Here is a 23660-nt window from a genome sequence, read left to right as displayed (position 1 = left end):
ACCAGTTTGTTAGAAAGAATATTTGAAAAGTAAGAAGGGAGGGATTATAAAGTTCTCGAATAATAACAACAAAATTGGAGAATATATTATGATCCCTCTTACGGAGATTTTCTGCTTAATTGATGATTTTTGCAAGCATTTTGATACGGAGCAAAATAAATATATATTACCAAATCCTAACCGTAAGCGTAAAGTAGTTTGCAGTATAGGACTCTCAGAGATTATTACTATTATAGTAATGTTTCACTTGAGTCACTACCGTACCTTTAAAGATTTTTATTTATGCTGCCTATGTCAAAGTTATAGAAAGGAATTTCCAAAACTTGTGAGCTATAGTCGTTTTGTTCAGTTAATGCCAATGAGCTTCATGCCCATGGTATTATTGCTAAAAAGCCTATCAGGAAAACAAACTGGTCAATATTATATCGACTCTACTAAACTTCCTGCTTGCCATAATTTAAGAATTAATAGACATAAAGTATTCAAAGACATAGCAAAAAGAGGTAAGACTTCCACTGGGTGGTTCTTTGGTTGTAAGCTACATATTGTCATTAACAGTTGCGGAGAGATTATGAGTTTTTCTTTAACTCCAGGAAATGTTGATGATAGAGCAGTGGTGGAAAATTTAGTAGATAAATTACAAGGCTGGCTTTTTGGTGATCGTGGGTATATCAGTAAAAAACTCACTCAATCCCTTGCTAATCAAGGTTTAGAACTAATAACAAAAATTAAAAGTAATATGAAAGAAAGAATAATAGATCCTATTAAAAAGCGGTTTTTAAATAAAAGGTATATTATTGAAACCATTAACGATCAACTAAAAAACCTTTGTCATATAGACCATACAAGGCACAGATCTGTTATGAATTTTCAAACTAACGTATTAGCTGGACTGCTTGCCTATGTTTTTAAGCCTAATAAAATTTCTGTAGCTTTTGGAAAATTAAACAATCTCAACCTTCCTCTTACATCAAACTGAGGTTATACTACTAACACTATAGAATCTGTAAATCGTCAAATTAGAAAAATTATCAAAAATAAGGGGGTGTTTCCAGATGATAAGTCAATTCAAAAAATAATATTTTTATCCTTACAAAATGCAGCCAAAAAATGGACCATGCCTATTAAAGATTGGTCTTTAGCTTTAAATCAATTTGAAATACTTTGTGGAGATTTTAAATATGATTTATTGGAAAATAAAAAATGAACTTACACAAATTAAATGATTGACTCACAAGGTACTGAATTAGCTAAAGCCTTGGTAGGAACGGTGCGTTTAAAATTGTTCAAAATTGGAGCAGTAATTATTAGAAATACTAGGAGCATTAAATTCTTGTTGTCTTCATCTTATCCTTACCAACATATATGGGATAGTGTTATGAAAAAATTAGCTATAGAATAAGCTAATATGGTACTGTCCCCGGTACAATAAAAAATGGGGGTAAGGGGGGATTCTATCTTAAATCAGGAAGAATTGCATATCTAGACATAATTTAAGTGAAAATTAACATATCCATTACCACTTATAAGCGATATTGCCATTTTATTTTTATAAATACCACCTTCATGCAATATCCAGGCTAGATAGTAGATTACAGTAAATTACATCGCATGCAGGGTTTTTAAATTGTTGCACCATTATAGTGAATTAACTTACGTCAGTTCGGGATAAGATATAGATGAAATAGTAATAGATAAAAGGATTGTCAAAAAGGAGTGCCTGCAGTATTTATATTTTTAAACAAAAAAACAAACTACAGGCATGAAAAAAGATATCACAGAATTATATAGTTTTATAGATGATTTTTGTAAAATTTATTTGGAGTATGAACAGAGAAAGTTATTACCATCAAATAAGCAAAGAAATCGCTGTTGTAGCATGAGTCTAAGTGAAATGTTAACAATAATAATTATGTTTCATACATCCTATGCTAAGAATTTTAAATTTTTCTATAAAAGTTATATAGAGTGCATGCATAAGGATGATTTTCCCAAAGCCTTGAGTTATAATAGATTTGTTGAATTAATGGCACGATTATTCATACCGCTAAATATGTTGATTCATTTGTTGTTTGGTGAGGAAACAGGTATTTATTTTATTGACTCTACAACGATTAAAGCTTGTCACAATAAAAGGCGTTATAGCAATAAAGTTTTTAAAGGATTAGCCAAACATAGTAAATCCTCTATGGGGTATTTTTATGGTTTTAAATTACATGTAATAATCAATAATAAAGGGGAGTTTATGGCATTAAAAGTGACCAAAGGCAATGTAGATGATAGGGTTCCAGTACCGGAGTTAACAAAAAGATTAACTGGAATTATAGCAGCTGATAAAGGTTATATTAAGCAAAATTTGTTCTTAAATTTATATGAAAGAGGCTTAAAAATGATTCATGGAATTAAGAAGAATATGGAAAATAAATTAATGGATTTGAAAGAAAAAATCTTACTTCGAAAGCGTAACTTAATTGAAACAGTTTTTGATTATCTAAAAAATAAAATGAACCTTGAACATACTAGACATAGATCACCAATAAATGCCTTTGTCCATATATTATCTACTCTTGTTGCTTACTCATTAAAGAAAAATAAACCTTCAACAAAATTTGATTTTAATCTACATGTTCACAATATCCTTATCCCGAATTGACGTAACTTGAATTGGCAACGCTATAAATCAGATTAGTATTTAGCCTCAGCGTCATAGCTCAGAACCACTTTAGTGGCATTGAAGCAATCCAAAAAAACGATTAAAATGGATTGCTTCGTCGCTACTGAAGTAACTCTGAGCCATGACGTTAACCATATACGACTTTTAAACTACCCGGTCTAAACTGCTTCCTCTTCTACCTTTCAACAATTGTGGGCATCGCTCCTAGCCCCAATTTTTCCTGAATTAACTATAGTCTGGTTAGCTATATTTGCCAAGGCTTCTTCAAGTAATTTTTCTTGCTGCTCATTATGTATGTTAAGTGCACCAACGGCAGGTGAAGCAGATTCATTTCTACCAACATATTTAAATTGATTATTAATTGACATATCTTTTAGGGTGTCATTTAAGTGGTCTTTAATGAAATTCCACGCTCCCATATTTTTAGATTCTTCTTGACACCAAATAAACTTCTTAGCCTTATTATATTTACCTAATATTTTAATGATAACATCTTTTTCAAACGGATATAATTGCTCAACTCTAATAATTACCATATCTGAAATAGTTTTTGCTTCTCTTTTTTCTAATAAATCATAGTATACCTTGCCACTACATAATATAACTCGTGTTACTTCCTTGGCATTTATCGTCTCATTAATTTCGTCTAGTACAGGTATAAAACTTGTATTCTCATCAATATGCGATAGAGGGGATACAGCCATTTTATGTCTTAATAAAGATTTTGGTGACATTACTATTAGTGGTTTACGAATATTACTGTATATTTGACGACGTAATAAATGAAAAAATGAGGCTGGGGTTGTAGGATAGGTAACTTGAATATTATCTTCAGCAGCAAGCTGTAAAAATCTCTCAAATCTTGCAGAACTATGCTCTGGACCTTGTCCTTCCAATCCGTGTGGTAGTAGCACTACTATACCACTCATTCTGAGCCATTTGTTTTCACTACTGGAAATGAATTGGTCAAAAATTATTTGAGCTCCGTTAGCGAAATCGCCAAACTGAGCTTCCCAAATTACTAAATTTTTTGGATTAACTAATGAATAGCCATACTCAAAACCTAAAACCGCATATTCAGATAAATTACTGTTAGCAATTTCAAGGTTTGCTTGACTTTGCGATAAATTATTTAATGGTGTATAAGTACTACCATCTACCTGACTATGCAATATTGCATGGCGGTGAGAGAAAGTGCCACGCTCAGAATCCTGACCAGTAAAACGTATTCTGGTACCTGAATTTAATAGACTGGCAAATGCTAATTGCTCTGCAGTTGCCCAATCGATGGGTTTATCTTGCTTTAAAGTATTTGCTCTTAATTCAAATAATTTTATAAGTTTAGGATTTAAAGGGAAATCTTTTGGTATTTGACAAAGCCTTATACCAAGCTCTTTTAAAGTATTTTTACTAACACCAGTAGAGAGTATTGTAGCATTTGACCTAGTGTAACCAGACCATAACCCCTCTAAGTACTGAGCTTGTGGTTGATAATTTTTGGCATGTTCATATTCTTGGTCTAATTTTAGTTTAAATTGTTCTTTTAACGTAGGAAAATGATTTTGGTCAATTATTCCTTCTGCCATCAGTTCATTGGCAAAAACTGTTGCTGGGGATTGTTTATTTTTTATTACATTATACATAGCACCTTGAGTATACATAGGCTCATCACCTTCATTATGACCGTATTTACGATAGCATATGATCTCAATGACTATATCTCTAGCAAATTTATGTCGGTAATTCACTGCCATATTAGTAGCTTTGAGTACAGCTTGAATATTATCACCATTTACATGTAAAATTGGACTATTAATTATTTTAGCAAATTCAGTAGAATATCTACTTGGTCTGGTATCATAACTATTTGTTGTAAAGCCAAGCTGATTATTAATAACAAAGTGAATAGTTCCACCAACATGATAAGCCTTTAAATTCGACATAAATAAACTTTCAGCTACTACACCTTGACCACAAAAAGCAGTATCACCATGCACTAAAATACCCATTACTTTTTGACGATTAACATCTTGAATGTTGTCCTGTTTTGCTCGTACTTTACCAGCTACCACTGAGTTTATCGCTTCTAAATGCGAAGGATTATCTGCCATAGAGAGGTGAACCTTAGATTGACCTCTTATTCGATCTGACGAATAGCCAATATGATATTTTACATCACTCGAAATACCTAAATTATTTGACAAGATACTGCCAGTCATAAATCCAGATAGAATAGCTTTATAAGGTTTAGTCAGTACCTTAGTTAAGGTACTAAGTCTTCCTCGATGTGCCATACCTATTACGACATCTTCTACTCCATGAACAATAGACATATCTATAGCTTTATCTATAGCTACTACAGCTGCCTCTCCCCCCTCTACTGAGAAACGCTTTGCTCCAGGAAATTTTGTGTGTAGATATTGTTCAAATCCCTCAATTTCCACTAAATCTTGTAGTATATCCTTCTTATCTTGTTCTAATATACTCAAATGCTTTAAAGAATTGGCTTCGTAAAACTTCGGGGCATTCGCGTACTCACGTACTAAATGTACGCTGTGTTCGCTCACCCTTTGTTTTACGCTCCAATTCTTCAAATCATTTGAGTATACATTAAAAGTGTTGCTTTCCATTTGTTCACAAAGCCAGGTTCTTTCATCTTCATTTGTCACATGATCAAACTCTATAGCAATATCTTTAGCATAAGTTTGATCGAGCAAATTAACCAGTTCACTAACTGTACATGATTTTATTCCAAAAAATTGATCATCAATTTCTATAATATTATTCAACTGATCTTTAGTAAAACCAAAATCTTCTATATTAAGCTTCAAATGACTTTTCGTTTTAAGAACTTCAAGATTCAATGGATCTAGTTTTACTAAATAATGTCCATATTTGCGATAGCTGGCAATCAGCATTTTTACTCTGAGCTTGTTAGTAACAGTAGAAAAATCCGTATCAAGCTCCTCCCCTCTTTCACAAGGCGAAGTGATAATATGAGCAATGCTTTTTGTAACCTGATGGCTATTATTATTTTCAATATTTTGGAAATAATTTTGCCAGCTTTTATCAACTGCTGTATGATCTGATAAATATAGTTGATATAATTCTTCTATAAAGATAGCATTGCTACCAAATAAAAAGCTGGTTTGTTTAAAGTTTTTGTCCATAACTCCTTATTCCTGATTAGGTTATGTCTATAAACATAACAGATTTTTTTGCTCCACTAATAGCTGTGTTCATTTTTTTTTGCGGTATTGCTTATTTTTTTTTCATTGACCACTACCTGGTCTTGCTATAGGCACATACGTTATTGCGAGCCACCGTAGGTGGCGTGGCAATCCATTTTTAATCATTTCTGGATTGCTTCGTCGACCTTACGGTCTCCTCGCAATGACGGTTTCTCAATTATTGTTTTCTTAAACTAACGCTTATACGTCATTGCAAGCAAACATACGTAAACGTGACAATCCCACAACTGTTGAAAGTTAGAAGGTAAAGCGGGTTTTAGATAGGTTTTCTGTCATTGCGAGACCACGCAAGTAGGTCGTGGTAATATATCTTTGGTTACTTTTATGAATTGCTTCGTCGACCTACGGTCTTTCTCGCAATGACGTTGACCACATACGACTTTTAAACTATCCGGTCTAAAACCGTTTCCTCTTCTAACTTTCAACAGTTATGGGGGCAATCCATGAAGCTTGTTATATTGCTTCGTTGGCTCATGCCTCTTTGCAACGACAGCAAATCTGCTGTACCCTTTTTCTCATAGTAGAATCACCAAACTTTAAATTGTCAATTGATGATTGTTCCAGAGTATGCACCAATAACATATTATTTGCTATGTCAAGCGTTACAGTTCCTGGCGTAAGGGTAATAGAATTACCATATACTACAAAACTAGTATCGTTTTTCTGCTCTGAATCAATCCACTCAAAAACTGGTTGTAAATTAAGATTCTTCCGCCATATAATCTTTATTACCCTTAAGCTAGATAGCAGTATTTCTTTAATTAGCCAAGTAAAATATAGTATAGAATGATAATTTAAATAAACCCTACGGGGCATTAAATTGAGTTTTATCGCAAAAAGATAAGTTATACTGACAATAATCGAGGAAATCAACAACGTAAAAATATCTGTAGGCAAGCCTATTAGACCAAACAATATCAATAACAACATAATTAAAGTAAAGATTCTAGTGTGCATCATATCATTTTATCCCGCTAATGTAGAAAGAGCATTACCATAAAAAATAACGCACTTATAATACCAAATATACTATTTATCGCAATGATAAATGCTTCTTTGATTTATATTATTAGCTAACAAACGATACGAAACCTTTGCTGAATCAACCACTCTATCATCCGATAATTGACTATAAGTGCTGGATAATGGGAGAGAAGGAAGAACTTGTTGTGTGGGCATTAAAAATCACCCATTATAGCATAGCATAGTATATATATCACAAAAGCAACAACATTACAAGCATAAGGACTTAAAAAAATATGTATTTAGTAAAATTGCTAGTAGGAACCAACAGAATATATTATAATATAAGATAAGTATATTCAATAACTAACTGGTTATAATATGTCTGAGAAACGTGATATTAATGAAGAATTTGAAAAAGTATCTAATGATTTAGATAAAGAATTATCTAAGTTTGAAAAAGTGGGAGATATCTTCAATGATTCATTAGATAGGATGGCTGGTTCCGTTTCCGATCAGGAAGTAGATAAATTGCTAGAACAAATGCAATCTGAAGTGAATTTAGATAAGAAAAGTGCAGCATTAGGCAAACAAAAAGATCAAGAATTAGCAGATAGGCTTAAGGCTATAAGAGACCCAAGACCTACGGAAGAAGCGTTAAAAAATCCTGCACCAATACCAACTGTCAAAGAATTAGAGGATAGACTGAAAAAGTTAAAAGATTCAACAAAAATTGTTGAAAAGCAAACTGCCGAAAAACCGCAAAAGAAAGTTGGAAAATTAAATGAAAAACTAAAAGATAATGAGATTAAACAGTCTAAGTCGATAAAACCAATAAAAAAAGCAGTTAATAAAGCAGCTACCAGCTCAAAGGATAATAAGTTACAGAATAACGTTCCTGCAGCATTGCCAGAACCGGTAATTAGGGAAGCGTCTGAATCCGATAAGAGAGATAAAGATACTTTGCCACCATCAATGACCAAACCTGAACAAACAACAGGTTGGTTTGCAAAAATTATAAACGCTATTATAGAGGTTATTGTTGATAATATTAAAGGACTCCTTGGTAAACCACAAATTCAAGATACTACTAAACAGCAGAGTCAACAAATGCCGTTAGAGAAAGTGCAAGTAGATATTAAGAAGCTAAATGAACCATTAGTAGCATTTAAAAAGAGACAAGAATTAAGGACAGATAGATTAAGACAAAGTCTACAAAAGGTTAGGCAAGGAAAAGCCCCTTCTAGTACTTCAAAATTATCCACAATTTCACCAACAAAGGCACCAACGAAACCACCAGTAATTAGGCAAAAACCTAGTAATAATAGATAAAACTACTTCCTTGGAATATTATAGTCAATTAACTATATTTGGTATTCTAATGCCACTTCCTTGCCACAAAAAGCCATAGAGGAGTCTGTCCTATAGTTTGCGTAAGTTGCAAAGAAAGCAGTAAGAGATTACTGTAAAAAAAGTAACTTAAGCAAGCAAGGAGGAATTATGGCTAAAAAATTAGATACAGATAAAGATACATTAGACATCAGTAATCAGCTAGTAGAAGAATTATTATCAAAAGCAGATCCATCGGAGTTATTTGGTCGAGATGGTTTATTTCAACAGCTAAAGAAGCAAATAGTTAAGAAAATATTAGCAAGTGAGTTGGATCATGAATTAGGATATTCAAAACATAGCAAGATGCCAAAAGTAGATAATAATAGTCGTAATGGTAGCTATGAGAAGACAGTAATTGATGGGGATGGTCGTAAGCTGACAGTAGAAGTACCAAGAGATCGGGAAGGAGAGTATAATCCTCAATTAATACCAAAAGGGCTGAGGAGATTTAATGGATTTGATGAGAAAGTGATATCCCTTTATGGTCGCGGTATGACAGTCTAAGGTGGTCCCCTTTGTCTAGACAAAAATTTAGATAAATAGAGATATAATTCACAAAAATTAAATTGTTGTTTTTATACAATATTTTTTTCAAAATATACACATTCTGGAGTTTTATAATCCAAAGCTTGATGCATCCTTTGTCTATTATAAAAGTCCATATATTCGTTAATTGCTGTCTTTGCCTCCTTTACTAGTCTGTCCTATAGTTTGCGTAAGTTGCAAAGAAAGCAGTAAGAGATTACTGTAAAAAAAGTAACTTAAGCAAGCAAGGAGGAATTATGGCTAAAAAATTAGATACAGATAAAGATACATTAGACATCAGTAATCAGCTAGTAGAAGAATTATTATCAAAAGCAGATCCATCGGAGTTATTTGGTCGAGATGGTTTATTTCAACAGCTAAAGAAGCAAATAGTTAAGAAAATATTAGCAAGTGAGTTGGATCATGAATTAGGATATTCAAAACATAGCAAGATGCCAAAAGTAGATAATAATAGTCGTAATGGTAGCTATGAGAAGACAGTAATTGATGGGGATGGTCGTAAGCTGACAGTAGAAGTACCAAGAGATCGGGAAGGAGAGTATAATCCTCAATTAATACCAAAAGGGCTGAGGAGATTTAATGGATTTGATGAGAAAGTGATATCCCTTTATGGTCGCGGTATGACAGTCAGCGAGATCCGAGGGCATTTAGAAGAAATATATCAAACTGATGTATCTGGTGACTTGATATCCACCATAACAGATGGGGTAATAGAAGAAGTAACTAGGTGGCAAAATCGTTGTTTAGATAGGGTGTATCCAATATTATACTTGGACTGTATCTATGTAAAATCTAGAGACAATCACATAGTAATAAATAAAGCAGTATATTTAGCACTTGCTGTAAATATAGAAGGGAAAAAGGAGTTACTTGGCATTTGGATAGGCAAAAATGAAGGTGCTAAATTTTGGATGCAAGTAGTTACTGAGTTAAAGAATCGAGGAATTGAACAAATTTATGTTGCTTGTGTGGATGGTTTAAAGGGCTTTCCAGAAGCTATAAGCAGTGTATTCCCGAGTACTATAGTACAATTATGTATTGTACATATGGTTCGCAATTCAGTAAAGTATGTGTCATATAAAGATTTAAAAGAGGTCACATCAGATCTAATACCAATTGCAATAATTAACGCAGTGGTGTAAAATGGGTTTTTAACTGATAAAGGTACTCAAATGGCTAGGTTAATATTACCACAAGGTTTTCATGGTCATGATTTTATAAAAATGATGAAACATGAGCCGCATGGTCGAAATCGTATACGTTTATTGGCGATGTATCACCTTCAATTAGGCAAATCTTTAAAAGCCATATCTGAAATAGTGAAGTCACACTGGAAAACTGTGCAATCATGGCTCAGAAGATTTAGGAATCATGGTTTTGAAGGATTATTTGAATCACAAAGAAGCGGCGCCCCTAGGAAGATTAACACTATACAAGAGTCTGCTCTTTTTGATAAAATCAATACGCTCAGTGAAAGTAAAACTGGTGGGTATATAACTGGAAAGGAGCTACATATCATGTTACTTGAGGAATATGGTGCTAAATGCGCTTTAAAAACAGTCTACAATACTATGCACCGCCTTGGTTTTAGCTGGATTACTTCTCGTTCAATGCATCCAAAGTCAAATCAAGAGACTCAAAATACATATAAAAAAACTTCCCAGACATGTTAACAAAATTATTACCAAAAAATATCGATAGATGTAAAGTTGATATATGGTCTCAGGATGAAACTCGAGTTGGGCAACAAGGTAGCTTAACTCGTATATGGGCTAAGCGTGGCACTAGACCCCGTAAAGTTCGGCAACAGCAATTCATTTCAACATATATTTATGGAGCTGCTTGCCATGATACAGGAGAAGCTTTTGCATTAATTTTAGTGCGCCACGAAGTGTAGATAAACTAGTTGTTGAAAGAACAGTCTTAGAAGTGTTGACCTAGCACACTAAGTATCGAGCCTTGGGCAGAAATTGGCAACAATTATGCTAAGCGTAGGCAGAGATATTACAGGCCGTAGTGATTGAGCCACGTTAAAAATGTTATATGAGATCGCAGACTTTGTTAAGATAAAGGAATGCAACATTATCTATATCGTAAATTAGGCAGATATAGGTTTAGGTTTCCGGGGTCGGAGAGCATGGCATGTAATAAAAGTTTATCTATGAACGTGGGATATCCTATATTCTCTTCCATTTTTTTTGAAGTATCAGCCGACAAGAGTAAAACCCAAGGGAGCTGAGAGGGGATATAGGAAGTCGGATGGATCATAGTAGTGTTGAAGCAGAGGAAAGTTTGTGGAGCGAAGGATCCTGGGTAAAATCGATCTTTTTAGGGAAATGTTATGATAACAACAGAATATCAAATAAATACAGAAACGAAACTAAAAAGAATAGCATGGTTATCCTCACAGGATAAGGGCAAGAGATTTAACAATCTCATGCATTTATTTAATGAAGAAGCACTTACCAAATGTTACCAAGAGCTTGATGTAAATAGAGCGGTGGGAACAGATGGTATGGACAAATCGAGCTATAGCTTAAACCTTACAGAAAATATCAGAGAATTGGTTAAGAAACTAAAGAACATGGTATATAAACCAGGGAATATACTAGAGGTAAAGATACCAAAGGAAGGAAGCCCGGGTAAGTATAGGACTTTAGGGATTAGCAATTTTGAAGATAAGCTTTGCCAAAAGATGATGAAGAAGGTACTTGAAAATATCTATGAGCCATTATTCCTTAAGTGTTCCTACGGTTTCAGGGCAGGGATTGGATGTCATGATGCAGTAAGGGAGCTTTCTAAACATCTTTATGAAAATGAGGTTGAGAGCATAATAGACTTAGACTTAGCGAACTTTTTTTGGTACATTGGATAGGAAGATATTGATCGAAATATTACGGGAGAAGGTTCAGGATGAGAGGCTAATTAGGTATTTAATCCGTATGTTTAAGGCGGGAGTATTATCTGATGGAGAGTTAACTATCCTAGAAGAAGGGGTAATTGCAGGAAGTATTGTAAGCCCCATACTTGCGAATATATTTGCTCACTATGTACTAGATGAATGGATTAAAAAAGTAGTAACCCAGCATTGCAGTGGTACGGTAGAATTATTTCGCTACTGTGACGATGCAGTGATATGCTGTAGATATGAAGAGGATGCAAAGAAGATTAAAGTAGTTCTTGTGAAACGACTTGAAAAGTACAAACTTAAACTTAATGAAGAAAAGACCAAATTGGTCAGATTTTCAAAGAACCAGTTGTCTCGAGGCATAAAACAGGAGTCCTTTGATTTTCTAGGATTTACCTTTTATCTGGGAAAGTCTAGGAATGGTAGAATAATACCTAAGTTAAAGAGCAGTGGAAAAAGGATAAGCACCAAGTTAAAGAAAGTTAATGATTGGTGTAAAGGCATTAGAAACAAATACAAACTACCTATCATATGGACAATCTTTTGCAGTAAGCTTAGAGGACATATCCAATATTATGGAGTGTCGCACAATTGCGATGCCGTAAATGGTTTCATATGGAAGGCGGTTAAAATAATGTTCAAATGGCTAAATAGACGCAGTCAGAAGAAATCATTTAACTGGGAACAATTTAGACTTTTTATTACACGCCATCCTTTGCCAAAGGTAAAAGTATATCATGTCATGTTTCAGTGAGCATACCGTGTAAATGATGATATCTTGAGCCCATTGCCTTAATAGGGCACGATGCGGTTCTAACGAGGGGCGTAATAGGTGACTATTACGTCTACTCCCCCCATATGCAAACACACAGGCAATGAATAAATTCTTAGAAGAGCTTTCTCGCAGTATTCAAGGCAACCGACATATAGCTTTACTAACGGATAATGCAGGTTGGCACACAGCCAAAAAACTAACTGTGCCAAGCAATATCACTTTGATACCGCTTCCGCCCTATGCACCGGAACTTAATGCAATGGAACAAGTTTGGGAATGGATCAAAAATCATTTCTTGTCTAACCAATGTTATGGTGTATATGAAGATATCGTCACTATGGCTTGTTACGCTTGGAATCAATTTGCTCATAATGTAGATTTAGTAAAATCAATTATGTATAGAGACTGGATAAACACACCGTGTTAATTATTGCAATTGGTATAAAACAAATTTATACAGCTAATAATGACGAAATGGCACGTTTAAAACTTCAGCAATTTGGTGTAAAATGGGATAAAAAATATCTGGTAATTTCTGATATTTGGCAACGTAATTGGTCTGGGATAATACCGTTTTTTGCCTTTCCTGAAGAGAACAGAAAGGTAATTTATACTACTAACACTATAGAATCTGTAAATCGTCAAATTAGAAAAATTATCAAAAATAAGGGGGTGTTTCCAGATGATAAGTCAATTCAAAAAATAATATTTTTATCCCTACAAAATGCAGCCAAAAAATGGACCATGCCTATTAAAGATTGGTCTTTAGCTTTAAATCAATTTGAAATACTTTGTGGAGATTTTAAATATGATTTATTGGAAAATAAAAAATGAACTTTGTGAGTAGACCTAACCAATTGCTTGGTTAAGCCCCTCCTCAGAACCGGACATGCAGAGCTACCGCATCCGGCTCCCGAAAGGTAAGATAGGCTTGTACCCTATTTTTTTTTGTTGGTTTTAGAACATTGAAATGGTCTTCCACTTATTTGGAAAGTCGACCCTTTTGAGTATTTCAGCTAATCTTTGCCAATTCATCTTACGCTTCCCACCCATTCTATTAAACCACCCATATATTGCTCGCCTAGTTTGGTGAATAAATGAACTTACTCGTCTTTGATTATCTGATATACCATGATAATTGATCCACCCCTTTGTAGCTCTAATGACTTGCAATAATATCTGTTCTTTGCCCCTCTCATTAAGGTGACTTCGTAGATATTCTCTTAGCCCTTTAAGCTTCTCGGTAAATCGATCTTTCCTTGTGGTATATTTTAATCTCCATATGTTACCAAACCTTGATTTACCCCAATAGCAAGTAAAGCCAAGAAAATTATAACTCTTGATCTTCTTACCTTGCTTAGCTAAGTCCTCAGCATGGTATCTACCGGACTGAATCATCTGCGATTTAGCTTCATTGATGTTCAAGCCATACTTGTTTAATCTTTTGGGCAAAACCTCATAAAACTTCCTCGCGTCTTCTTCATTCTCAAAGACGAACACCATATCGTCACAATACCTCACCATTCCAGTTTGCCCTCTTATGTTTTCCTTGCTGATTTTAGCAAACCAACAGTCAATAACATAATGTAGGAAGACATTTGCCAAAATTGGTGATGTTTTAGACCCTTGGCGGCATCCTTCCTTGTTAGTAACTGTAATGCCGTTTTCTATAATTGGTGTTTCCATCAGTTTCATAACTAGTCTTAGGAATCTTTTGTCAGATATTCTCTTTCTTAGGAATCCCATCAACTCAGAATGTTTGATTGAATTGAAGCACTTAGTTATATCAATTTCAACTACAGCTCCTTTATTGAAGTTATACGTAAGTCTATTCAACTCCTTAAGTGCATCATGGGCGTTTAATTTAGGTCGAAACCCGTAAGAACATTTTAAGAATATTGGCTCGAACACTGAGTTTAATATCTTGCTTACTGCCGACTCGATTATCTTGTCTTCAAAGCATGATATTACCAAAGGTCTTTTGCCTCCATCTTCTTTTGGAATCAATGTAATTCGTGCAGGTTTAGCTTGATATTGCCCCTTGCGAATTTTAGTAAGGAGCGAGAGCAAATTTGCTTCCAACTTCTTACCATAAACCGCTTTGGTTATACCATCTATTCCTACAGCTTTCTTGCTATCAAGTTCCTTATATTGTTCTTCTAACATCTTTAAATCAATAATATGTCCAAGATTATTAAACTTTATGTCTTGATTTTGTGATGATAGCAACTTTATACGCTCAAGTTTCGTTGACCATGTATTTCCGTCTATGCTGTGTACGGTCATTGTTTCCCTCTTACGTTCTTACCTTTCTGTCAGCCCTTCGCTCCACTCCCATTACGAAGCTTCATCACTACTACAACTGACTCAGCCATCCTTAACACCATCTCCAAAGCCTTATGTTTCGGCACTTGTACTTTGAATACTTACTTAACTCAGTAAGAGTTATAAGGACTTCTCAAGTTGTGTCATTAATCTCTACAAACTCGCTGACGCCTGAGACCCCGATGGTTGAAAACTTTCGGATTTTCGCTAGTTTGACCTCTAGTTTTCTCTTGTCTACTGCGTTGTGTAGCACATCGACTTCCACTACCAATATCATTTCAGGGCTATCACGTTCACCATTTGGTTTCGGCTCGGATGTTTCGCTGTCTACGCTTTACTACTGTCGTTACCTTCAGCAGCACAAGACTCGCTATATGGTGGAGCTAGCTACTCCTTCCATAACAGGACTTTCACCCGTAAGATTAATGCACCTTATCTTGACGCACACACAAATTAAATGATTGACTCTCCTTTACTGTTGTTAAAATAATCCGATAAATTTTTTCCTGTTTTAATGATCGCCAAAAACGTTCAATAAAAATATTATCTAAGGCTCGTCCCTTACCATCCATACTAATCAAGATATTATGTAGCTTTAGCATACTAATAAAATTCTCCGAGGTAAATTGTACTCCTTGATCAGTATTAAATATTTTTGGCATACCATATTTTTCTATAGCGTCTTCAAGGGCTGTTACACAAAATTCACTTTCCAAACTAATGGAGATTCGCCAACTTAGAATATAACGACTATACCAGTCAATAATAGCTACTAAATATACGAACCCTTGGCTCAGTCTTATATACGTTATATCTGCACTCCAAACCTGGTTTGGCAATACTATTTCTAATCCTTTTAGTAAATAAGGATATATTTTATGCACTTGATTCCTCTTGCTTAAATTTATTTTAGGATAAACAGCTTCAAGACCCATTATCTTGTAGTAACGTCTAACAGCTTTACGACCTACCGAAAAACCTTGGGCTTGTAAATATTTAGCCATCCGCCGCATACCATAATATGGATGCATAGTATAGGTCTCATCAATTATTGCCATAATCTTGATATCTTGTTCACTAATACCAGTAGGTTGATAGTAATAGGTTGACCTGCTAATATCCAATAACTTACACTGTTGTACAATTGTTAACTTATTATGATTAGGCTCTATCATATTACACCTAACCTTTAATTCCAAACAATGCAGATTTTTTTTTGAGCCAGTCACACTCAACGCTTAACTGACCAATTTGCTCATATAGATTCTTGATTAACCCCTGCTGATTTGGATCAGCACTCTGTGTTTTATTCTTAAAACCTTGTACTAACAACTCAAGACCTTGTTTTTTCCAGTTACTTATCTGTGTTGCATGAACACCATACTTACTGGTTATCTGGGCTATTGTTAGCTCTCCCTTAATTGCTTCTATGACAATTTTGGCTTTCTCCTCAGCACTATATTGCCTTACTTGTTTTTTCATCTCTAGCTCTCCTTGTTTGCTAAAGAATTCTATCTCATTTTTCTTATTTTTCTGTCCAAAATATTGGAACCATTATACTTTGGCAAAATATGCTAAAAAATGTTGCAATTTACAAAGTGCCGAATATAATTCGGTGATAGAATAGCACTAAAAAGCAAATAAATTATTTTTATAATAGAACGCATTTATAAGCTTGCAAAATTATTGCTATAGTCTATTTTGATCATTAAGTACCGACATTGACCATTCTAAGAACTTTCTAAAAATTTATGGAACAACTAAATATGATAGCAAAAATCTCAAATATTTATCAGTTTAAAATTACCTTAAAATATAGCAAACCCAAAATTTGGCGTCGCATCCAAGTACCGGAAAAATACAGTTTTAAAGATTTGCATTTAGCCATTCAAGATGTTATGGGATGGGAAAATTATCATATGCATCAATTTGAAATGATCAATCCTAAGACTGGGCAAAAAGATATTATACCAATTGCAATAATTAACGCAGTGGTGTAAAATGGGTTTTTAACTGATAAAGGTACTCAAATGGCTAGGTTAATATTACCACAAGGTTTTCATGGTCATGATTTTATAAAAATGATGAAACATGAGCCGCATGGTCGAAATCGTATACACGTCAGTTCGGGATAAGATATAGATGAAATAGTAATAGATAAAAGGATTGTCAAAAAGGAGTGCCTGCAGTATTTATATTTTTAAACAAAAAAACAAACTACAGGCATGAAAAAAGATATCACAGAATTATATAGTTTTATAGATGATTTTTGTAAAATTTATTTGGAGTATGAACAGAGAAAGTTATTACCATCAAATAAGCAAAGAAATCGCTGTTGTAGCATGAGTCTAAGTGAAATGTTAACAATAATAATTATGTTTCATACATCCTATGCTAAGAATTTTAAATTTTTCTATAAAAGTTATATAGAGTGCATGCATAAGGATGATTTTCCCAAAGCCTTGAGTTATAATAGATTTGTTGAATTAATGGCACGATTATTCATACCGCTAAATATGTTGATTCATTTGTTGTTTGGTGAGGAAACAGGTATTTATTTTATTGACTCTACAACGATTAAAGCTTGTCACAATAAAAGGCGTTATAGCAATAAAGTTTTTAAAGGATTAGCCAAACATAGTAAATCCTCTATGGGGTATTTTTATGGTTTTAAATTACATGTAATAATCAATAATAAAGGGGAGTTTATGGCATTAAAAGTGACCAAAGGCAATGTAGATGATAGGGTTCCAGTACCGGAGTTAACAAAAAGATTAACTGGAATTATAGGAGCTGATAAAGGTTATATTAAGCAAAATTTGTTCTTAAATTTATATGAAAGAGGCTTAAAAATGATTCATGGAATTAAGAAGAATATGGAAAATAAATTAATGGATTTGAAAGAAAAAATCTTACTTCGAAAGCGTAACTTAATTGAAACAGTTTTTGATTATCTAAAAAATAAAATGAACCTTGAACATACTAGACATAGATCACCAATAAATGCCTTTGTCCATATATTATCTACTCTTGTTGCTTACTCATTAAAGAAAAATAAACCTTCAACAAAATTTGATTTTAATCTACATGTTCACAATATCCTTATCCCGAATTGACGTGATATGTTAATTTTCACTTAAATTATGTCTAGATATGCAATTCTTCCTGATTTAAGATAGAATCCCCCCTTACCCCCATTTTTTATTGTACCGGGGACAGTACCATATCAATGGCATTCGGTTAAGCTGTTACCCCTCTTAAATTAAGAACTAACCTTATTAATTTTAGGTTATAGAGAAGCGAGTCCTTACATATTACGTCAATTCGGGATAAGGATATTGTGAACATGTAGATTAAAATCAAATTTTGTTGAAGGTTTATTTTTCTTTAATGAGTAAGCAACAAGAGTAGATAATATATGGACAAAGGCATTTATTGGTGATCTATGTCTAGTATGTTCAAGGTTCATTTTATTTTTTAGATAATCAAAAACTGTTTCAATTAAGTTACGCTTTCGAAGTAAGATTTTTTCTTTCAAATCCATTAATTTATTTTCCATATTCTTCTTAATTCCATGAATCATTTTTAAGCCTCTTTCATATAAATTTAAGAACAAATTTTGCTTAATATAACCTTTATCAGCTGCTATAATTCCAGTTAATCTTTTTGTTAACTCCGGTACTGGAACCCTATCATCTACATTGCCTTTGGTCACTTTTAATGCCATAAACTCCCCTTTATTATTGATTATTACATGTAATTTAAAACCATAAAAATACCCCATAGAGGATTTACTATGTTTGGCTAATCCTTTAAAAACTTTATTGCTATAACGCCTTTTATTGTGACAAGCTTTAATCGTTGTAGAGTCAATAAAATAAATACCTGTTTCCTCACCAAACAACAAATGAATCAACATATTTAGCGGTATGAATAATCGTGCCATTAATTCAACAAATCTATTATAACTCAAGGCTTTGGGAAAATCATCCTTATGCATGCACTCTATATAACTTTTATAGAAAAATTTAAAATTCTTAGCATAGGATGTATGAAACATAATTATTATTGTTAACATTTCACTTAGACTCATGCTACAACAGCGATTTCTTTGCTTATTTGATGGTAATAACTTTCTCTGTTCATACTCCAAATAAATTTTACAAAAATCATCTATAAAACTATATAATTCTGTGATATCTTTTTTCATGCCTGTAGTTTGTTTTTTTGTTTAAAAATATAAATACTGCAGGCACTCCTTTTTGACAATCCTTTTATCTATTACTATTTCATCTATATCTTATCCCGAACTGACGTAAATCCATTAATTTATTTTCCATATTCTTCTTAATTCCATGAATCATTTTTAAGCCTCTTTCATATAAATTTAAGAACAAATTTTGCTTAATATAACCTTTATCAGCTGCTATAATTCCAGTTAATCTTTTTGTTAACTCCGGTACTGGAACCCTATCATCTACATTGCCTTTGGTCACTTTTAATGCCATAAACTCCCCTTTATTATTGATTATTACATGTAATTTAAAACCATAAAAATACCCCATAGAGGATTTACTATGTTTGGCTAATCCTTTAAAAACTTTATTGCTATAACGCCTTTTATTGTGACAAGCTTTAATCGTTGTAGAGTCAATAAAATAAATACCTGTTTCCTCACCAAACAACAAATGAATCAACATATTTAGCGGTATGAATAATCGTGCCATTAATTCAACAAATCTATTATAACTCAAGGCTTTGGGAAAATCATCCTTATGCATGCACTCTATATAACTTTTATAGAAAAATTTAAAATTCTTAGCATAGGATGTATGAAACATAATTATTATTGTTAACATTTCACTTAGACTCATGCTACAACAGCGATTTCTTTGCTTATTTGATGGTAATAACTTTCTCTGTTCATACTCCAAATAAATTTTACAAAAATCATCTATAAAACTATATAATTCTGTGATATCTTTTTTCATGCCTGTAGTTTGTTTTTTTGTTTAAAAATATAAATACTGCAGGCACTCCTTTTTGACAATCCTTTTATCTATTACTATTTCATCTATATCTTATCCCGAACTGACGTAATCTGTTGCCAAAGAAGGGCTAGATCAAATAGCAAAAAAACAATATGAGGCTAAAATAAAAGAACACTCACATGTTCAAAAAATCAGAGTCTGTCCTATTATAATGGTTCCAATATTTTGGACAGAAAAATAAGAAAAATGAGATAGAATTCTTTAGCAAACAAGGAGAGCTAGAGATGAAAAAACAAGTAAGGCAATATAGTGCTGAGGAGAAAGCCAAAATTGTCATAGAAGCAATTAAGGGAGAGCTAACAATAGCCCAGATAACCAGTAAGTATGGTGTTCATGCAACACAGATCAGTAACTGGAAAAAACAAGGTCTTGAGTTGTTAGTACAAGGTTTTAAGAATAAAACACAGAGTGCTGATCCAAATCAGCAGGGGTTAATCAAGAATCTATATGAGCAAATTGGTCAGCCAATTACTCCCACTAGAAGTGGGAGTTTGTTATAGAACCGCTCAAAGCGGGTTAATATTACTTATTTTGACCTGTAAAACAGGTTAAGTTGATCAGCTCTTTTATCCTCAGATTCTTGGTTTTGAACGTATTTACGTACTACCTCTTCATTCGCTCCTACGGTACTCACAAAATATCCTCTTGCCCAAAATTTATGACCAGCAAAATTTTGCTGTTTATTCGCTATATTTTGTGCTACCCATATAGAACTTTTACCTTTAATAAAACCCACAATGGTTGAAATAGAATGTTTGGGTGGAATGGATATTAGCATATGCACATGATCCTGCATTAAATATCCTTCCTCTATCTTACATTCCTTTTGACCCGCTAAACGATGGAATACTTCTTTTAACTCTTTCCTAATAAATCCAAATATTGTTTTCTTGCGATATTTGGGTGTAAAAACAACATGGTACTTACATTCCCATGTACAGTGGTTTAAACTATTATAGTTTGGCATATACATTATCCTTCTTGATTCTGCTTTGAGCGGCAAAATCATTTAGGGATATCTTTAGTATATGTCAAACACTATGATTCCACCGCTGAAAGCGGTGGCTTAGCATTTGGGATAGTTAAGCGTTGAGTGTGACTGGCTCAAAAAAAATCTGCATTGTTTGGAATTAAAGGTTAGGTGTAATATGATAGAGCCTAATCATAATAAGTTAACAATTGTACAACAGTGTAAGTTATTGGATATTAGCAGGTCAACCTATTACTATCAACCTACTGGTATTAGTGAACAAGATATCAAGATTATGGCAATAATTGATGAGACCTATACTATGCATCCATATTATGGTATGCGGCGGATGGCTAAATATTTACAAGCCCAAGGTTTTTCGGTAGGTCGTAAAGCTGTTAGACGTTACTACAAGATAATGGGTCTTGAAGCTGTTTATCCTAAAATAAATTTAAGCAAGAGGAATCAAGTGCATAAAATATATCCTTATTTACTAAAAGGATTAGAAATAGTATTGCCAAACCAGGTTTGGAGTGCAGATATAACGTATATAAGACTGAGCCAAGGGTTCGTATATTTAGTAGCTATTATTGACTGGTATAGTCGTTATATTCTAAGTTGGCGAATCTCCATTAGTTTGGAAAGTGAATTTTGTGTAACAGCCCTTGAAGACGCTATAGAAAAATATGGTATGCCAAAAATATTTAATACTGATCAAGGAGTACAATTTACCTCGGAGAATTTTATTAGTATGCTAAAGCTACATAATATCTTGATTAGTATGGATGGTAAGGGACGAGCCTTAGATAATATTTTTATTGAACGTTTTTGGCGATCATTAAAACAGGAAAAAATTTATCGGATTATTTTAACAACAGTAAAGGAGGCAAAGACAGCAATTAACGAATATATGGACTTTTATAATAGACAAAGGATGCATCAAGCTTTGGATTATAAAACTCCAGAATGTGTATATTTTGAAAAAAATATTGTATAAAAACAACAATTTAATTTTTGTGAATTATATCTCTATTTATCTAAATTTTTGTCTAGACAAAGGGGACCACCTTAGAAAGCAGTAAGAGATTACTGTAAAAAAAGTAACTTAAGCAAGCAAGGAGGAATTATGGCTAAAAAATTAGATACAGATAAAGATACATTAAACATCAGTAATCAGCTAGTAGAAGAATTATTATCAAAAGCAGATCCATCGGAGTTATTTGGTCGAGATGGTTTATTTCAACAGCTAAAGAAGCAAATAGTTGAGAAAATATTAGCAAGTGAGTTGGATCATGAATTAGGATATTCAAAACATAGCAAGATGCCAAAAGTAGATAATAATCGTCGTAATGGTAGCTATGAGAAGACAGTAATTGATGGGGATGGTCGTAAGCTGACAGTAGAAGTACCAAGAGATCGGGAAGGAGAGTATAATCCTCAATTAATACCAAAAGGGCTGAGGAGATTTAATGGATTTGATGAGAAAGTGATATCCCTTTATGGTCGCGGTATGACAGTCAGCGAGATCCGAGGGCATTTAGAAGAAATATATCAAACTGATGTATCTGGTGACTTGATATCCACCATAACAGATGGGGTGATAGAAGAAGTAACTAGGTGGCAAAATCGTTGTTTAGATAGGGTGTATCCAATATTATACTTGGACTGTATCTAACCTGAGTTTGACGTAAGCACCAAACAAAATGCTAAGCATTATGTAATAACATAAACAAACTGTTGGTGGTGAGCTATGGTAAAAATAAAACCTTCTTTCAAACTAGTGTGTTAGGAGAAAGAATATTTGAAAAGTAAGAAGGGAGGGATTATAAAGTTCTCAAATAATAACAACAAAATTGGAGAATATATTATGATCCCTCTTACGGAGATTTTCTGCTTAATTGATGATTTTTGCAAGCATTTTGATACGGAGCAAAATAAATATATATTACCAAATCCTAACCTTAAGCGTAAAGTAGTTTGCAGTATAGGACTCTCAGAGATTATTACTATTATAGTAATGTTTCACTTGAGTCACTACCGTACCTTTAAAGATTTTTATTTATGCTACCTATGTCAAAGTTATAGAAAGGAATTTCCAAAACTTGTGAGCTATAGTCGTTTTGTTCAGTTAATGCCAATGAGCTTCATGCCCATGGTATTACTGCTAAAAAGCCTATCAGGAAAACAAACTGGTCAATATTATATCGACTCTACTAAACTTCCTGCTTGCCATAATTTAAGAATTAATAGACATAAAGTATTCAAAGACATAGCAAAAAGAGGTAAGACTTCCACTGGGTGGTTCTTTGGTTGTAAGCTACATATTGTCATTAACAGTTGCGGAGAGATTATGAGTTTTTCTTTAACTCCAGGAAATGTTGATGATAGAGCAGTGGTAGAAAATTTAGTAGATAAATTACAAGGCTGGCTTTTTGGTGATCGTGGGTATATCAGTAAAAAACTCACTCAATCCCTTGCTAATCAAGGTTTAGAACTAATAACAAAAATTAAAAGTAATATGAAAGAAAGAATAATAGATCCTATTAAAAAGCGGTTTTTAAATAAAAGGTATATTATTGAAACCATTAACGATCAACTAAAAAACCTTTGTCATATAGACCATACAAGGCATAGATCTGTTATGAATTTTCAAACTAACGTATTAGCTGGACTGCTTGCCTATGTTTTTAAGCCTAATAAAATTTCTGTAGCTTTTGGAAAATTAAACAATCTCAACCTTCCTTTTACATCAAACTGAGGTTAATAACATAAACAAACTGTTATCGGTGAACTATCAACCACAAG

At 33.4% G+C, this 23660-nt stretch carries 22 protein-coding genes and 7 pseudogenes; 19 read left to right on the top strand and 10 right to left on the bottom strand.

What is annotated here, in order from left to right:
- Positions 1-88 precede the first annotated feature (88 nt).
- The 4 genes and pseudogenes from NBW66_RS09770 (at position 89) to NBW66_RS09755 (ending at position 2653) form a co-directional block, all read left to right on the top strand.
- Positions 89-979, top strand: a complete 891-nt coding sequence (locus tag NBW66_RS09770) for an IS982 family transposase (protein WP_250310807.1) — start codon at positions 89-91, stop codon at positions 977-979.
- Positions 980-994: 15 nt separating this feature from the next.
- Positions 995-1207 (top strand): annotated as a pseudogene (locus NBW66_RS09765) (transposase); the annotation flags it as partial.
- Between the two features lie 15 nt (positions 1208-1222).
- Positions 1223-1402, top strand: a complete 180-nt coding sequence (locus NBW66_RS09760; protein WP_250310859.1) for a transposase — start codon at positions 1223-1225, stop codon at positions 1400-1402.
- 360 nt (positions 1403-1762) lie between these two features.
- Entirely contained in the window at positions 1763-2653 is an 891-nt protein-coding gene (locus tag NBW66_RS09755; RefSeq protein WP_250310582.1) for an IS982 family transposase, read from the top strand.
- A gap of 203 nt (positions 2654-2856) precedes the next feature.
- On the opposite strand, the pseudogene NBW66_RS09750 reads toward NBW66_RS09755, so the two are convergent.
- The 3 genes and pseudogenes from NBW66_RS09750 to NBW66_RS09745 all read right to left on the bottom strand — a co-directional run.
- Positions 2857-5163 (bottom strand): annotated as a pseudogene (locus NBW66_RS09750) (2-oxoglutarate dehydrogenase E1 component); the annotation flags it as partial.
- A 552-nt stretch (positions 5164-5715) separates the two neighbouring features.
- Positions 5716-5844 (bottom strand): annotated as a pseudogene (locus NBW66_RS15080) (2-oxoglutarate dehydrogenase E1 subunit family protein); the annotation flags it as partial.
- 552 nt (positions 5845-6396) lie between these two features.
- Positions 6397-6855 carry a Na+/H+ antiporter subunit E gene (locus NBW66_RS09745; RefSeq protein ID WP_250312179.1) on the bottom strand — a complete coding sequence of 153 codons (459 nt, stop codon included), beginning with the start codon at positions 6853-6855 and terminating at the stop codon, positions 6397-6399.
- A 414-nt stretch (positions 6856-7269) separates the two neighbouring features.
- Here NBW66_RS09745 and NBW66_RS09740 point away from each other — a divergent pair, with 414 nt between their 5' ends.
- Positions 7270-8220 (top strand): hypothetical protein, encoded by a 951-nt coding sequence (locus tag NBW66_RS09740; RefSeq protein WP_250310857.1) that lies wholly within the window; start codon positions 7270-7272, stop codon positions 8218-8220.
- A 168-nt stretch (positions 8221-8388) separates the two neighbouring features.
- Positions 8389-8784 carry a transposase gene (locus tag NBW66_RS09735; RefSeq protein WP_250310856.1) on the top strand — a complete coding sequence of 132 codons (396 nt, stop codon included), beginning with the start codon at positions 8389-8391 and terminating at the stop codon, positions 8782-8784.
- 71 nt (positions 8785-8855) lie between these two features.
- Here NBW66_RS09735 and NBW66_RS15075 read toward each other — a convergent pair.
- Positions 8856-8963, bottom strand: a pseudogene (locus NBW66_RS15075) (IS3 family transposase); the annotation flags it as partial.
- Between the two features lie 99 nt (positions 8964-9062).
- Between NBW66_RS15075 and NBW66_RS09730 the strand changes: the two are divergent.
- The 7 genes and pseudogenes from NBW66_RS09730 (at position 9063) to NBW66_RS09700 (ending at position 13343) form a co-directional block, all read left to right on the top strand.
- Positions 9063-9968 (top strand): IS256 family transposase, encoded by a 906-nt coding sequence (locus NBW66_RS09730; protein ID WP_250310855.1) that lies wholly within the window; start codon positions 9063-9065, stop codon positions 9966-9968.
- A gap of 30 nt (positions 9969-9998) precedes the next feature.
- A complete protein-coding gene (locus NBW66_RS09725) occupies positions 9999-10499 on the top strand; it encodes a helix-turn-helix domain-containing protein (protein WP_250310542.1) in 501 nt (166 codons plus the stop codon).
- Positions 10493-10723, top strand: coding sequence for a hypothetical protein (locus NBW66_RS09720; protein ID WP_250310561.1), 231 nt, complete (start codon positions 10493-10495; stop codon positions 10721-10723). Before NBW66_RS09725 ends, NBW66_RS09720 begins: the two co-directional genes overlap by 7 nt.
- A gap of 444 nt (positions 10724-11167) precedes the next feature.
- On the top strand, positions 11168-11701 hold the full coding sequence (locus NBW66_RS09715) for a reverse transcriptase domain-containing protein (protein ID WP_250310562.1): 534 nt from the start codon (positions 11168-11170) through the stop codon (positions 11699-11701).
- Entirely contained in the window at positions 11694-12488 is a 795-nt protein-coding gene (locus NBW66_RS09710; protein WP_250310563.1) for a reverse transcriptase domain-containing protein, read from the top strand. The genes NBW66_RS09715 and NBW66_RS09710 overlap by 8 nt, the downstream gene beginning before the upstream one ends.
- A 115-nt stretch (positions 12489-12603) precedes the next feature.
- Positions 12604-12936: pseudogene (locus NBW66_RS09705) on the top strand (transposase); the annotation flags it as partial.
- Positions 12930-13343: a transposase gene (locus tag NBW66_RS09700; protein WP_250310854.1), complete on the top strand. Its 414-nt coding sequence runs from the start codon at positions 12930-12932 to the stop codon at positions 13341-13343. The pseudogene NBW66_RS09705 and the gene NBW66_RS09700, both read left to right, overlap by 7 nt.
- A 123-nt stretch (positions 13344-13466) precedes the next feature.
- Here NBW66_RS09700 and NBW66_RS09695 read toward each other — a convergent pair whose 3' ends face one another.
- From NBW66_RS09695 to NBW66_RS09685, 3 genes are all read right to left on the bottom strand, one after another.
- Complete coding sequence (locus tag NBW66_RS09695) at positions 13467-14795, bottom strand: reverse transcriptase domain-containing protein (RefSeq protein ID WP_250310618.1); 1329 nt, start codon at positions 14793-14795, stop codon at positions 13467-13469.
- Positions 14796-15256: 461 nt separating this feature from the next.
- Positions 15257-16009, bottom strand: coding sequence for an IS3 family transposase (locus NBW66_RS09690; protein WP_250310853.1), 753 nt, complete (start codon positions 16007-16009; stop codon positions 15257-15259).
- Positions 16010-16016: 7 nt separating this feature from the next.
- Positions 16017-16316: a transposase gene (locus NBW66_RS09685; protein ID WP_094649795.1), complete on the bottom strand. Its 300-nt coding sequence runs from the start codon at positions 16314-16316 to the stop codon at positions 16017-16019.
- Between the two features lie 284 nt (positions 16317-16600).
- Here NBW66_RS09685 and NBW66_RS09680 point away from each other — a divergent pair, with 284 nt between their 5' ends.
- Both NBW66_RS09680 and NBW66_RS09675 read left to right on the top strand, forming a co-directional pair.
- A complete protein-coding gene (locus NBW66_RS09680; RefSeq protein ID WP_250310852.1) occupies positions 16601-16834 on the top strand; it encodes a plasmid pRiA4b ORF-3 family protein in 234 nt (77 codons plus the stop codon).
- 225 nt (positions 16835-17059) lie between these two features.
- A complete protein-coding gene (locus NBW66_RS09675; RefSeq protein ID WP_250310605.1) occupies positions 17060-17950 on the top strand; it encodes an IS982 family transposase in 891 nt (296 codons plus the stop codon).
- Between the two features lie 203 nt (positions 17951-18153).
- On the opposite strand, the gene NBW66_RS09670 is transcribed toward NBW66_RS09675, so the two are convergent.
- Together NBW66_RS09670 and NBW66_RS09665 are read right to left on the bottom strand one after the other, a co-directional pair.
- Entirely contained in the window at positions 18154-19044 is an 891-nt protein-coding gene (locus tag NBW66_RS09670; protein ID WP_250310582.1) for an IS982 family transposase, read from the bottom strand.
- A gap of 100 nt (positions 19045-19144) precedes the next feature.
- A pseudogene (locus tag NBW66_RS09665) lies at positions 19145-19825 on the bottom strand (IS982 family transposase); the annotation flags it as partial.
- 284 nt (positions 19826-20109) lie between these two features.
- Between NBW66_RS09665 and NBW66_RS09660 the strand changes: the two are divergent.
- Positions 20110-20385, top strand: a complete 276-nt coding sequence (locus NBW66_RS09660) for a transposase (RefSeq protein WP_250310850.1) — start codon at positions 20110-20112, stop codon at positions 20383-20385.
- Positions 20386-20411: 26 nt separating this feature from the next.
- Here NBW66_RS09660 and tnpA read toward each other — a convergent pair whose 3' ends face one another.
- A complete protein-coding gene (gene tnpA / locus NBW66_RS09655; RefSeq protein ID WP_250312178.1) occupies positions 20412-20852 on the bottom strand; it encodes an IS200/IS605 family transposase in 441 nt (146 codons plus the stop codon).
- Between the two features lie 133 nt (positions 20853-20985).
- Here tnpA and NBW66_RS09650 point away from each other — a divergent pair.
- The 3 genes and pseudogenes from NBW66_RS09650 to NBW66_RS09640 all read left to right on the top strand — a co-directional run.
- Positions 20986-21852: pseudogene (locus NBW66_RS09650) on the top strand (IS3 family transposase); the annotation flags it as partial.
- Positions 21853-21981: 129 nt separating this feature from the next.
- On the top strand, positions 21982-22530 hold the full coding sequence (locus NBW66_RS09645; RefSeq protein WP_250310849.1) for a transposase: 549 nt from the start codon (positions 21982-21984) through the stop codon (positions 22528-22530).
- A gap of 192 nt (positions 22531-22722) precedes the next feature.
- A complete protein-coding gene (locus tag NBW66_RS09640) occupies positions 22723-23613 on the top strand; it encodes an IS982 family transposase (RefSeq protein ID WP_410525793.1) in 891 nt (296 codons plus the stop codon).
- The last annotated feature ends 47 nt before the right edge of the window (positions 23614-23660 follow it).

The sequence above is a fragment of the Rickettsia endosymbiont of Oedothorax gibbosus genome (genome assembly GCF_936269705.1).
Classification (GTDB): Bacteria; Pseudomonadota; Alphaproteobacteria; order Rickettsiales; family Rickettsiaceae; genus Tisiphia.
Note: the sequence above shows the minus strand (reverse complement) of the source record. Positions and strands in the feature narration are given on the sequence as shown.

Bases quoted from the DNA above. Each gene is read 5' to 3' on its own strand.
- NBW66_RS09770 (WP_250310807.1), top strand. From the start codon at position 89: ATGATCCCTCTTACGGAGATTTTCTGCTTAATTGATGATTTTTGCAAG.
- NBW66_RS09760 (WP_250310859.1), top strand. From the start codon at position 1,223: ATGATTGACTCACAAGGTACTGAATTAGCTAAAGCCTTGGTAGGAACG.
- NBW66_RS09755 (WP_250310582.1), top strand. From the start codon at position 1,763: ATGAAAAAAGATATCACAGAATTATATAGTTTTATAGATGATTTTTGT.
- NBW66_RS09745 (WP_250312179.1), bottom strand. From the start codon at position 6,855: ATGTTGTTATTGATATTGTTTGGTCTAATAGGCTTGCCTACAGATATT.
- NBW66_RS09740 (WP_250310857.1), top strand. From the start codon at position 7,270: ATGTCTGAGAAACGTGATATTAATGAAGAATTTGAAAAAGTATCTAAT.
- NBW66_RS09735 (WP_250310856.1), top strand. From the start codon at position 8,389: ATGGCTAAAAAATTAGATACAGATAAAGATACATTAGACATCAGTAAT.
- NBW66_RS09730 (WP_250310855.1), top strand. From the start codon at position 9,063: ATGGCTAAAAAATTAGATACAGATAAAGATACATTAGACATCAGTAAT.
- NBW66_RS09725 (WP_250310542.1), top strand. From the start codon at position 9,999: ATGGCTAGGTTAATATTACCACAAGGTTTTCATGGTCATGATTTTATA.
- NBW66_RS09720 (WP_250310561.1), top strand. From the start codon at position 10,493: ATGTTAACAAAATTATTACCAAAAAATATCGATAGATGTAAAGTTGAT.
- NBW66_RS09715 (WP_250310562.1), top strand. From the start codon at position 11,168: ATGATAACAACAGAATATCAAATAAATACAGAAACGAAACTAAAAAGA.
- NBW66_RS09695 (WP_250310618.1), bottom strand. From the start codon at position 14,795: ATGACCGTACACAGCATAGACGGAAATACATGGTCAACGAAACTTGAG.
- NBW66_RS09690 (WP_250310853.1), bottom strand. From the start codon at position 16,009: ATGATAGAGCCTAATCATAATAAGTTAACAATTGTACAACAGTGTAAG.
- NBW66_RS09685 (WP_094649795.1), bottom strand. From the start codon at position 16,316: ATGAAAAAACAAGTAAGGCAATATAGTGCTGAGGAGAAAGCCAAAATT.
- NBW66_RS09680 (WP_250310852.1), top strand. From the start codon at position 16,601: ATGATAGCAAAAATCTCAAATATTTATCAGTTTAAAATTACCTTAAAA.
- NBW66_RS09675 (WP_250310605.1), top strand. From the start codon at position 17,060: ATGAAAAAAGATATCACAGAATTATATAGTTTTATAGATGATTTTTGT.
- NBW66_RS09670 (WP_250310582.1), bottom strand. From the start codon at position 19,044: ATGAAAAAAGATATCACAGAATTATATAGTTTTATAGATGATTTTTGT.
- NBW66_RS09660 (WP_250310850.1), top strand. From the start codon at position 20,110: ATGAAAAAACAAGTAAGGCAATATAGTGCTGAGGAGAAAGCCAAAATT.
- tnpA (WP_250312178.1), bottom strand. From the start codon at position 20,852: ATGCCAAACTATAATAGTTTAAACCACTGTACATGGGAATGTAAGTAC.
- NBW66_RS09645 (WP_250310849.1), top strand. From the start codon at position 21,982: ATGGCTAAAAAATTAGATACAGATAAAGATACATTAAACATCAGTAAT.
- NBW66_RS09640 (WP_410525793.1), top strand. From the start codon at position 22,723: ATGATCCCTCTTACGGAGATTTTCTGCTTAATTGATGATTTTTGCAAG.